This window comes from Candidatus Symbiopectobacterium sp. (assembly GCF_020054415.1).
Taxonomy (GTDB): Bacteria; Pseudomonadota; Gammaproteobacteria; order Enterobacterales; family Enterobacteriaceae; genus Symbiopectobacterium.
This window is the reverse complement of record NZ_JAHWCO010000272.1, coordinates 1-11,963: the sequence shown is the minus strand read 5'-3', so window position 1 is coordinate 11,963 and position 11,963 is coordinate 1. Positions and strand designations below refer to the sequence as shown.

Below are 11,963 nucleotides of genomic sequence, written 5' to 3'. Positions count from 1 at the left end.
TTGCGATTGAGCCGTTGCAATCGGTTACGCAGTGTCAGATGTGCACGCTCAATACGCTGTGTATACAGCTTGCTAACAATGTGTTTTACTTTTGGAAGTTCGTCGTTGTAAGCCCTGTAGCCATCCGTGTTTGCATGACTCACAACGGTAACGCTGATGGCCACTTTTGCCATAACCGTGTTTTTTCACAGGAGATGTCTGTTCACAAAACGGGCATCTTACATCAACTTTAGCCACTGTATTCCACATCCAAAACCGGGCATTTCACACTGCAATCAACATATTGAATACACGACCGTTTTTTGCGTTACTTGCTAAAACGCCTGCCGTTAAATTTACTGTTGGTCATTCCGGTGCTGCCGGTGGTCGGGCTGGTATTGCTGGCGCGCGGCAGGGCTGCGCGCTGGCCAATGAGCGCTCTGCTTTGGGCCATCACCTTTGGTCGCCGTGAGGCACATTTGCAGGCGCTAGAGCAGGGAGTTTGTTGCCCGCTTTCGTCGCTGGGTGACGCCATTTCCATTGGTGCAGCAGCGCTTGACCGAATATCTCGCCGCTTCGGATGCGCAAGTATGGTTGGTAACCGGTTCGCCGCAGCGTCTGGTTGAGCAGGTTTACCATGATTCCACATTTCTGCACGGCGTCAAACTGATGGGCAGCCAGATGGTTCGCTGTTATGGCGGCTGGGCGTTGCAGTTGCGCTGTCTGGTGCGGGAGAAGGTGGTGCAGATGGAAAAACAGCTTGGTGCGCCACTTAAATTGCACAGCGGGTATAGCGATAGCAAGCAAGATAATCCGCTGCTGTTTTTTTGCGAACATCGTTGGCGCGTGACGCGAGCAGGCACGTTGCAACAATTGGAGTAACGGTGTCAGCAAGGCAATAAGCACTCTGCTTTTTCTTCATACCCTGTATAATGCGCGCGACCAAAAAAGCGCGATGCATACCCAGGAGACACCATGAATGACACCCTTGATGGTCATGACACGTCTGATGAATATTGGATGCGTCATGCCCTGACTCTGGCCCAACGGGCGCAGGAGGAGGGGGAGGTGCCCGTCGGTGCCGTTCTGGTTCTGGATAATCAGGTGATTGGTGAGGGCTGGAATCGCCCCATCGGTCATCATGATCCGACGGCGCATGCCGAAATCATGGCGCTGCGTCAGGGGGGGAAAGTCTTGCAGAACTATCGCTTAATCAATGCGACGCTGTATGTAACGCTTGAGCCTTGCGTGATGTGCGCCGGGGCGATGGTTCACAGCCGTATTGGTCGACTGGTGTATGGTGCCAACGATGAAAAAACCGGAGCAGCAGGATCATTGGTCGACATTCTGCGCCATCCTGGCATGAATCATCAGATAACGATCACGTCTGGTGTGCTGGCTGCCGAATGCGCTCATACCCTCAGCGATTTTTTCCGTATACGCCGCGCGCAGCATAAAGCACGACGTGCTCAGGAAAAGGCTGACGGGGCTGCCTGATACCTTATTTGCCGAGTTTTTCTGGCGGTACGGCAGGGTAAGCACTCGCTAACAGTTCCTGCTGCTGGATTTTATTGGCTTTATCGGTCAGATATCCTTCCAGACTCAGCATATAGCGGCGGATATTTTCAACGTAGTTATAGGCTTCGTGGCCGCGTGCATAGCCGTAGGTGGTCTGGGTATAGTAGCGTTTCTGGCTGAGCATCGGCAGGCGAACCTTCACATCCGCCCAGCTATCGGGATTACCCTTCTGCTTTTCCGTCAGTTTGCGCGCATCCAGCAGATGGGCATAGCCCATATTGTAGGAGGCCAGTGCAAACCAAATCTTCTCATCTTCGGGAATGCTTTCCGGCATTTTTTCCATCATGTGCGCAAGATAGCGCGCACCACCGCGAATGCTCTGTTCCGGATCGAGTCTGTCGGTCACATCCAGGCTCTCTGCGGTATTGCGCGTCAGCATCATCAACCCGCGCACGCCGGTCGGTGAGGTCGCCAATGGATTCCAGTGTGATTCCTGATAAGAAATAGCCGCCAGCAATTTCCAGTCAATGTCGCTGGCATATTTGGCAAACAACGGTTGCAGATCGGGCAAGGTGTTATCGATGGCGCTCAGGAAGGTGCGGGTATCGACATAATCAAATTCACCCACGTGGCCGAGGTATTTCTCTTCCTGGCGCGCCAGCGTGCCGTCTTCCACAGTTTGGCTGAAAAAGTCCAACAGGGCGGCGTACAGGCTGTCGTCCTAGGTACGGCGCATATATTAGGTGACCGGCTCTTCGTCGCTCAGATCGAACGCCACGGAAAGCTGCGGGTGAATGCGATGCATCAAACCGATGGTGACGGAATCTGCCAGCGTGTAATCCAACGCGCCTTGCGCCACCTGTTTAAGCAAATCCTGCGTGCTCAGGTCTGAAGCGGCTTCCCAGCTTAACGATGGATATTTATTGTTTTTCAAATCGCGTAACGTGGCGATATGTGCTGATCCCGATGTGACCGCTAACTGACCACTCAGTTTCTCCAGATTTTTAGGGCGCGTGGCACCCATGCGGTAAACCAGTTGATGCGAGACGGAATAGTAGGTTGGCCCAGCGCGAAAGCGATCCAATCGCTCATGGTTGTAGATCAGCCCGGCGGTAAGCAGATCGGCATTATCGCTGTCCAGATCATCGAACAAGGCGTCAAGATTTGGGCGCGCCGATACCACAAGCTTCACGCTAAGGTAATCGGCGAATCGTTTAGCCAGTTCATAATCGAGCCCTGAGGGGGTTCCGTTACTGAGGGTATAGGTCAGCGGCGAATTGAGCGTGCTGATACGCAGCTCGCACCGAGAAAGGATCTGATTGAGCTGTGTATCCTGGCCGCTGCGCCAGGGGATGTTGGGCCAGAGCGCCAACATCAGCAGTAACGTAATAACCCCGATGAAAAAATAATTTAATGTTAAACGCTTCAAATAGTTATCTCTCAGTGGCCGTGTGGCCTTTCTGTCTGTAACGGCAGTTTTTTTGTCTACTCTCTCCCAGAGTGGGGGCATTTTGCTTAACAAACCGCCAGTGTGCAACAGTTATCCATCAGGTTAAAGTTTGACCATGACGAAAATAAGATGTGCAACAAACTCTGCGCAAACGGTTTCGTCGGGCGTCACAATTCTCTATAATGACGCGCGTTTCCCCCCCCCCCCTTGGCTGCGCGACAAAGTAGCGCCCACTGACGTACTGAAACTCAGTACATCGAAGACGAGAGATTTTTTAGATGATGGAAATACTGCGTGGTTCACCTGCCCTATCGGCCTTCCGTGTAAATAAGTTGCTGACGCGTTGCAAAGAGCACTTTTTGCCAATTAGTGACATCTATGCGGAGTACGTTCACTTCGCTGCCGTGCGTGCACCACTGAACAGCGATGAGCAGGTCAAACTGACACGACTGTTAAAATATGGCCCCTCTCTCGCGGAGCATGAGCCAAGTGGGCGCTTACTGTTGGTCACACCGCGTCTCGGCACCATTTCTCCCTGGTCTTCCAAAGCTACCGATATTGCGCGCAACTGCGGCCTAGATAAGGTGATTCGTCTGGAGCGCGGATTAGCCTTCTATATTCATGCGCCGACGCTGAGCGATGAACAGTGGCAGCAACTGGGCGCGTTGCTGCATGACCACATGATGGAAACGACATTCACCGAGATGGCGCAGGCGGAACAGCTGTTTGCCGAGCATCAGCCCGCCCCGTTGAAACGGGTAGACGCTCTGCTGGAAGGGCGTAAGGCGTTGGAACAGGCCAACGTGCGTCTGGGACTGGCGCTGGCGGAAGATGAAATCGACTACCTGTTGGATGCCTTTACCCGTTTGGGCCGCAATCCGACCGACATTGAACTCTATATGTTTGCTCAGGCCAACTCTGAGCACTGCCGCCACAAAATTTTTAACGCCGACTGGGTGATTGACGGTGAAGCACAGCCCAAGTCGCTGTTCAAAATGATCAAGAACACCTTCGAGCACACGCCAGAACACGTGTTGTCTGCTTATAAAGATAACGCGGCGGTGATGGAAGGCTCCGAAGCGGGGCGTTTCTTTGCCGATCCGCAAGGTCACTATGCCTACCATCAGGAGCCGACACACATTCTGATGAAAGTGGAAACCCATAACCATCCGACGGCCATTTCTCCCTGGCAGGGTGCGGCGACCGGTTCCGGTGGCGAAATTCGCGATGAAGGGGCGACGGGGCGCGGTGCCAAACCTAAAGCGGGTCTGGTCGGGTTCTCGGTCTCTAACCTGCGTATTCCTAACTTTGAACAGCCGTGGGAAGAAGATTTCGGTAAGCCGGATCGCATCGTCAGCGCGTTGGACATTATGATTGATGGCCCGCTGGGCGGTGCGGCCTTTAATAACGAGTTTGGTCGCCCTGCGCTGACCGGTTACTTCCGTACCTATGAGGAGCAGGTTGACAGCCATAACGGCAGCGAGTTGCGCGGTTATCACAAGCCGGTGATGCTGGCGGGCGGTATTGGTAACATCCGTGCCGATCACGTGAAAAAAGGCGAGATCACGGTAGGTGCCAAGCTGATTGTGTTGGGTGGCCCCTCCATGAATATCGGTCTGGGCGGCGGTGCAGCCTCCTCCATGGCCTCCGGCCAATCAGACGCCGATCTGGATTTCGCCTCCGTACAGCGCGATAACCCGGAAATGGAGCGTCGTTGTCAGGAAGTGATCGACCGCTGCTGGCAACTGGGTGAAGATAACCCGATCCTGTTTATCCACGACCTGGGGGCGGGCGGTCTGTCCAACGCAATGCCGGAGCTGGTAAGTGATGGCGGGCGCGGCGGCCGCTTTGAACTGCGCGACATTCTCAACGATGAGCCAGGCATGAGCCCGCTGGAAGTGTGGTGTAACGAATCTCAAGAGCGCTATGTACTGGCGGTTGCACCGGAAAAACTGGCGATGTTTGATGAACTGTGCCGCCGTGAGCGCACCCCTTACGCCGTGATTGGTGAAGCGACGGAAGAGCAGCATTTAACCTTGAATGATCGCCACTTCAATAATCAGCCGATCGATCTGCCGCTCGACGTGCTGCTCGGCAAAACACCGAAAATGCTGCGCGACGTCAAACGCCTTGCTAGCGAGGGCACCTTGCTGAACCGCGAAGGCATCTTCCTGGTCGAAGCGGTAGAGCGTGTGATGCACCTGCCGGTGGTGGCAGAGAAAACTTTCCTGATCACCATTGGTGATCGTTCCGTGACCGGTATGGTGGCTCGCGATCAGATGGTTGGACCGTGGCAGATCCCGGTGGCAAACTGTGCCGTCACTACTGCAAGCCTCGACAGCTACCACGGTGAAGCGATGTCGATTGGCGAACGTGCACCTGTGGCGTTGCGTAACTTTGGTGCCTCCGCGCGTCTGGCGGTAGGGGAAGCATTAACCAACATTGCCGCGACCCAGATTGGCGCGTTAACGCGCGTGAAGCTCTCCGCAAATTGGATGTCGGCAGCAGGACACCCCGGTGAAGACGCCGGACTTTACGAAGCGGTAAAAGCCATCGGCGAAGAACTATGCCCGGCATTGGGGTTGACCATTCCGGTGGGTAAAGACTCCATGTCGATGAAAACCCGCTGGCAAGATGGCGATCAAGAGCGCAGCGTCACTTCTCCGCTTTCACTGGTAATCACAGCATTCGCCCGCGTAGAAGATGTACGTAAAACCGTCACGCCGCAGCTGCGCACCGAACGTGATAACGTGCTGCTGCTTATCGACCTGGGTGCCGGGTACCATACGCTGGGCGCTACAGCGTTAGCACAGGTCTACCGTCAGTTGGGCCGCCATACTGCGGATGTGCGTAATCCGCAACAGTTGGCTGGCTTCTTTAATTCTATCCAAACGCTGGTGGCGGATGATGCTCTGCTGGCCTATCACGACCGTTCTGATGGAGGCCTGTTGGTGACGCTGGCCGAAATGGCGTTTACCGGTCACTGCGGCATCGAGGTTGATATCGCGGCCTTGGGTAACGATCCGCTGGCCTCATTGTTTACTGAAGAACTGGGTGCTGTGATTCAAGTGTCCGCCGATCGTCTGGCGTACGTTGAGCAGGTAATGGCCGATCACGGTTTGGGTGATATTGTTCATCGTTTGGGTCATGCCGCTCAGGGCAACCGCTTTGTGATTACGCATGGCAACGATGTGGTGTATCAGGAGAGCCGTACCACGCTACGCACCTGGTGGGCGGAAACCACCTGGCAAATGCAGCGCCTGCGTGACAACCAGCACTGTGCCGATCAGGAACATGCTGCTAAACAGGATGAGACCGATCCGGGCCTGAATGTATCACTGACGTTCGATCCAGCACAGGATATTGCAGCGCCCTTTATCGCCAAAGGTGTTCGTCCTAAAGTGGCGGTGTTGCGTGAGCAGGGTGTTAACTCTCACGTTGAAATGGCGGCTGCGTTCCATCGCGCCGGTTTTGACGCCATCGATGTGCACATGAGTGATTTGCTGGCAGGCCGTCGCAATCTGCAAGACATCCAGGCGCTGGTCGCATGCGGTGGCTTCTCTTACGGCGATGTGTTGGGTGCCGGTGAGGGCTGGGCGAAATCCATTCTGTTTAACCCGCGGGTGCGCAATGAGTTTGCCGCTTTCTTCCAACGTCCGCAAACGCTGGTACTCGGCGTGTGCAACGGTTGCCAGATGGTGTCCAATCTGCGCGAACTGATCCCGGGCGCAGACCACTGGCCGCGCTTTGTGCGCAACCTGTCTGACCGCTTTGAAGCGCGCCTCAGCCTGGTTGAAGTCACCAAAAGCCCGTCATTGTTTATGAATGACATGGTGGGATCGCGTATGCCAATCGCTGTTTCTCACGGTGAAGGGCACGTTGAAGTGCGCGATGCTGCCCACTTGGCGGCGTTGGAGCATGAGCATCTGGTCGCACTGCGCTTCGTGAACAACTTTGGACAGGTAACCGAAAACTATCCGGCGAACCCGAACGGTTCTCCGAACGGTATCACGGCAGTCACCAGCGCCAGCGGTCGCGCTACAGTGATGATGCCGCACCCGGAACGAGTTTTCCGTACCGTGAGCAATTCCTGGCATCCGGAAACCTGGGGTGAAGACAGCCCGTGGATGCGCATGTTCCGCAACGCGCGTCGTCAGCTTGGCTAAGGGGTAGCTGGACATTGACTATAAAAGGGGCGAATAGCCTCTTTTTAATCTGATGACAACGCCACGTTACCTACTAGTCATCCTCGGCGAAAGCTGGGATCTCTGTAAGAAGAAACGCGTCTCTTCTGCAACAGATTCCTGCCTTCTCAGGAATGACGGAGGGAGGAATGACGGCTTTAGGTAGGCTGTCGCAATACAGCGACAATACGCTCTATCGATCTCTCTTTTTAGAGACATTTAATTAATTGATTTTATTTAGTCTATACATTAAGTGACATAAATCGTCTTTTTTTGACGACAGGTTTTAGCCATTGGCGGCGTAGTATGACGTGAATCAAGGCACCTTACCGTCCTTTAACCGACTGGTGTAAATTTAAGTTATTATTTATCAGTTAGTTAAATTCAATATTGCGAACTGGCATGAATAGTGCGTAATATCACGCGTTGCTCATTCACCTCGTTATGATTGCGCTGTTGATGGTGTCGCTTTGCGCTCATAACACTCCGAATGACGCCACAAGAAAGGGTGCCTATCGTCCACTACACCGATAACAGTCTGCTATGCAGCTTTATCAAACATCGGGCGACACGTTGAGTGAGGCACCACCTATTCAGTTGCCCGGTTAGCGCATACGCAACCGGGCGGCGACTGACTCTGTTTTCTGTACCTCTTGATGGGTTTATCACCCCCCGCTTACTCAAGGGAAAAACATTGCGCTTTTATGCCACTTCGTTAGCATCATGACGGATGAATAACGAGATGATTTCCTTGAAACGTTGGCGTCTGTTTCCGCGCTCTTTGCGCCAATTAGTGATTATGGCGTTCCTGCTGGTCCTTTTGCCGCTGTTGGTACTCGCCTATCAGGCGTATGACAGTCTGGATACGCTGAGCGAACAAGCGGCGGACATTAACAAATCCATGCTGGTGGACGCGCGCCGCAGTGAAGCCATGAGTGGCACCGCATTGGCGTTGGAGCGCAGCTATCGCCAATACTGCGTGCTGGATGACAGCACTCTGGCTACCCTCTACCAAAGCCAACACAAACAGTATGCGCAGATGCTGGAAGCGCACAGAAATGTCCTGCCCGATCCCCACACTTATCAACAGCTAAGCCAGCACCTTGCCGCGCTGGCGACCTTGGATTGTGCCAATAGCACGCCGACTAACGCGGCCCAGGAGCAACTGACGCAGTTTGCTCAGGCCAATGCGCAACTGCTGCGAATGACGCGTGAAGTGATGTTTTCTCGCGGGCAGCAATTGCAACAGGGCATCGCAGAGCGCGGCAAGTTTTTCGGCTGGCAGTCGCTGGTACTGTTTATGGTCAGTTTGCTGTTAGTGGTGCTGTTTACCCGTATGATCATCGGACCGGTTAACGGTGTGGAGCGTATGATCAAACGCTTGGGAGAAGGGCGATCGCTCGGTAATACCAGCACCTTTAAGGGGCCAAGAGAGATTCGTACGCTGGCACAACGTATTATCTGGCTGAGTGAGCGACTTTCCTGGTTGGAATCGCAGCGGCATGAATTTCTGCGTCATATCTCCCATGAGCTGAAAACCCCGTTGGCGAGCCTGCGCGAAGGCACCTCGATATTGGCCGACGAAGTTGTCGGACCATTGACGTCGGATCAAAAAGACGTGGTGGATATTCTGGATAACAGCAGCCGGCACCTGTTGGAACTTATCGATCAGTTGCTGGATTACAACCGCAAGCTGGCGGATACCCCAACGGAGATGGAGCCTGTCGACATTGATGAGGTTGTGGATATCGTGATGTCTTCGCACAGTTTGCCTGCGCGCACCAAGGCGATCCACACCGAAACGCGACTTGATATTACCCAGTGCTGGGCCGATACCACATTACTGATGCGCGTTATCGATAATCTCTATTCCAATGCGGTGCACTACGGCAAGGAATCCGGTAACATTTGGATTCGGAGTCGCCAGCATGGGCACCGGGTTCAAATCGACGTCGCCAACGATGGCGCACCGATCCCTGAAGCAGAACAAGGCATGATTTTTGAGCCCTTTTATCAGGGAAGCCACCAGCGTAAAGGTGCGGTGAAAGGCAGCGGTCTTGGGTTGAGCATCGCGCGCGATTGTATTCGTCGTATGCTGGGGGAACTGAGCCTGATACCGGTGGATTATGCTGACGTTTGTTTTCGTATTGAATTGCCCTTAACCGCTGAGAATGAATAACAAATGAAAGCAAGGTGCTCTGACGGCAGGGTTCGCGGTGCGGTATTAGCGCTCCTGGCGCTGCTCGCGGGCTGCGTTGACACTACCCATCACCGTATTGCGATACGTTATGTTGAAAATGTCACGCCGAGGGAACAAGTGAGCGACTACCGTCTGACGCAGTGCGATAGCCTGTGGCACATTGACGATCGCGACGCGGTGAATAACGCCCTTTATTGGTTGCGGGCGATGGGTTGTGCTGAGCGATTAACCCCGCAACAGGCACGTGAGGTGGCGCAAACGCTGGGGAGCACGACCTGGAATCAGGCATTCAAGCAGAGTATTTTACTCGATCAAGTCAAAATCACCCCGGCGGAACGGCGTCAGGCGCTTGATCGGCTGAATGGGTTTCAAACGGACTTTCCCGCGGTGCTGCGTCCGCTGCTGCAAACCTGGCAGGACAAGCAAACGTTCTGGCTGGCGTTGACGGATGAGCGCATACGCACTCAGCGTTTGCAAGAGGCCAACGACAAACAGCTCGAAGCGATGCGGGTTCAACAGAGCAATTTGCAATATCAACTGGATGTGACGACGCGCAAACTGGAAAACCTGACGGATATTGAGCGTCAACTTTCTACCCGCAAGGCGATGAGCAGTGAACTTCCGGAGCCTGCGGCTTCGCATGAGTCTGGCGCGGTTGAACGCCACGGTGCGCCTGCGGCGTCAAAATAGGAGCCTACACGCCCATGACAATTCCAAAAACGGCTGATTTGCTGCTGGTCGATGACGATCCCAGTTTGCTAAAACTGCTGGGAATGCGTTTGACCAGCGAAGGGTTTCATGTCGTGACGGCTGAAAGCGGAGCGGAAGCGCTGCGTGTGCTGTCACGCGATAGCATTGACTTGGTCATCAGCGATTTGCGCATGGATGAAATGGATGGCCTAGCGCTATTTTCTGAAATACAGAAGCAGCAACCAGGACTGCCGGTGATTATTCTTACCGCTCACGGATCGATTCAGGACGCTGTGGCCGCGACGCAGCAAGGGGTATTTGGCTTTTTGACCAAACCGGTGGATCGCGATGCGCTCTATAAGGCGATCGATGATGCGCTGGCGCTCAGCGCCCCAGCCGGAGAACCTCACTGGCGAGAAACCATCGTGACGCGTAGCCCGGTGATGCTGCGTTTGCTGGAACAAGCTAAACTGGTGGCGCAATCTGACGTTAGCGTGCTGATTAACGGCCAGAGCGGAACCGGTAAAGAAGTGCTGGCGCGGGCAATCCACAGTGCCAGTCCACGCGCAAAAAACGCGTTTATCGCTATTAACTGTGGCGCACTGCCGGAACCGTTGCTGGAGTCTGAACTGTTTGGTCATGCCAAAGGCGCGTTTACCGGTGCGGTCAGCAGCCGCGAGGGGTTGTTTCAGGCGGCTGAAGGGGGCACTTTGTTCCTTGACGAAATCGGCGATATGCCGCTGTCTTTACAGGTCAAACTGCTGCGTGTATTGCAGGAACGTAAGGTGCGTCCATTGGGCAGCAATCGGGATATCGATATCAATGTGCGCATTCTTTCCGCCACGCACCGCGATTTGCCGGTCGCCATGGAAAAAGGCGAATTTCGTGAAGATCTCTACTATCGTTTAAATGTCGTGACCATGAAATTGCCCGCACTGCATGAACGGGCCGAGGATATTCCGCTGCTGGCAAATCATCTGCTGCGTGAAGCGGCCAATCGGCATAAGCCGTTCGTTAGCAGTTTTTCCAGTGATGCAATGAAACGCTTGATGACGGCGAGTTGGCCCGGTAATGTGCGTCAACTGTTGAATGTGATTGAACACTGCGTGGCGTTGACCAGTGCGCCAGTGATTAACGATGCGCTGGTAGAACAAGCGTTAGAAGGCGAGAATACCGCGTTGCCGACCTTTGTGGAGGCACGTCACCAGTTTGAGCTGAACTATTTACGTAAGTTGCTGCAAATTGCCAAAGGCAACGTGACGCAGGCGGCCAGAATGGCGGGGCGTAATCGCACCGAATTCTATAAATTGCTTGGACGTCACGCATTGGATGCCAACGATTTTAAAGAGTGACAACGCTTTGACGTTGTTACACCTGACGTTATCATTTCACTGAATGTTTGTTACTGATGCCCGACTGCGGTCGAAGAGAAACAGGTTCACAAAGGTTATTTCATGAAAAAAATAGATGCGATTATCAAACCGTTCAAATTGGACGAAGTACGTGAAGCGTTAGCAGAAGTGGGTATCACCGGCATGACTGTCACGGAAGTAAAAGGATTCGGGCGCCAGAAGGGCCATACCGAACTGTATCGCGGTGCAGAATATATGGTCGATTTTCTGCCCAAGGTAAAAATCGAGTTTGTTATTGCCGATGACATCGTCGATACCTGTGTCGAAACCATCATTCAGACCGCCCAGACCGGCAAAATTGGTGACGGAAAGATTTTCGTGTTTGATGTGGCACGCGTGGTGCGTATCCGTACTGGCGAAGAAGACGAAGCGGCTATCTGATGCTTTAGCTGTATTAGTCGCGACTAGATCTGACACTTGACCTTGAAAGGTTGAGAGTTACCGGTTTTGATATGGGTGTCTAATCCTTAAACAAAACGCGAGGTAACTCTCATGCTTCATACTAACAATCCCATTATCAAACACAAAGC

6 protein-coding genes and 4 pseudogenes are annotated in these 11,963 nt (G+C 53.6%); 7 read left to right on the top strand and 3 right to left on the bottom strand.

All coding sequences use genetic code 11. From position 1 onward, the window contains the following. Both QZ506_RS07875 and QZ506_RS07870 read right to left on the bottom strand, forming a co-directional pair. A pseudogene (locus QZ506_RS07875) lies at positions 1-101 on the bottom strand (IS1 family transposase); the annotation flags it as partial. 31 nt (positions 102-132) lie between these two features. Continuing rightward, positions 133-237, bottom strand: a pseudogene (locus QZ506_RS07870) (IS1 family transposase); the annotation flags it as partial. A gap of 62 nt (positions 238-299) precedes the next feature. Between QZ506_RS07870 and yfhb the strand changes: the two are divergent. Together yfhb and tadA are read left to right on the top strand one after the other, a co-directional pair. Beyond that, positions 300-861, top strand: a pseudogene (gene yfhb, locus QZ506_RS07865) (phosphatidylglycerophosphatase C); the annotation flags it as partial. 93 nt (positions 862-954) lie between these two features. Further along, a complete protein-coding gene (gene tadA, locus QZ506_RS07860) occupies positions 955-1,476 on the top strand; it encodes a tRNA adenosine(34) deaminase TadA (RefSeq protein ID WP_291970227.1) in 522 nt (173 codons plus the stop codon). A 4-nt stretch (positions 1,477-1,480) separates the two neighbouring features. Here tadA and mltF read toward each other — a convergent pair. Then, positions 1,481-2,926: pseudogene (mltF, locus tag QZ506_RS07855) on the bottom strand (membrane-bound lytic murein transglycosylase MltF). 302 nt (positions 2,927-3,228) lie between these two features. Between mltF and purL the strand changes: the two are divergent. The 5 genes from purL to glnB all read left to right on the top strand — a co-directional run bounded on the left by purL (position 3,229) and on the right by glnB (position 11,814). Beyond that, on the top strand, positions 3,229-7,113 hold the full coding sequence (purL, locus tag QZ506_RS07850) for a phosphoribosylformylglycinamidine synthase (protein ID WP_291970228.1): 3,885 nt from the start codon (positions 3,229-3,231) through the stop codon (positions 7,111-7,113). 760 nt (positions 7,114-7,873) lie between these two features. Continuing rightward, on the top strand, positions 7,874-9,310 hold the full coding sequence (locus tag QZ506_RS07845; RefSeq protein ID WP_291970225.1) for a HAMP domain-containing sensor histidine kinase: 1,437 nt from the start codon (positions 7,874-7,876) through the stop codon (positions 9,308-9,310). A gap of 3 nt (positions 9,311-9,313) precedes the next feature. Continuing rightward, positions 9,314-10,021 (top strand): two-component system QseEF-associated lipoprotein QseG, encoded by a 708-nt coding sequence (gene qseG, locus QZ506_RS07840; RefSeq protein ID WP_291970224.1) that lies wholly within the window; start codon positions 9,314-9,316, stop codon positions 10,019-10,021. Between the two features lie 14 nt (positions 10,022-10,035). Beyond that, the gene (gene glrR, locus QZ506_RS07835) at positions 10,036-11,373 is read left to right on the top strand and encodes a two-component system response regulator GlrR (protein WP_291970223.1); all 1,338 of its coding nucleotides are present in this window, start codon (positions 10,036-10,038) and stop codon (positions 11,371-11,373) included. Between the two features lie 102 nt (positions 11,374-11,475). Then, positions 11,476-11,814, top strand: coding sequence for a nitrogen regulatory protein P-II (gene glnB, locus QZ506_RS07830; RefSeq protein ID WP_291970222.1), 339 nt, complete (start codon positions 11,476-11,478; stop codon positions 11,812-11,814). Positions 11,815-11,963: the final 149 nt, after the last annotated feature.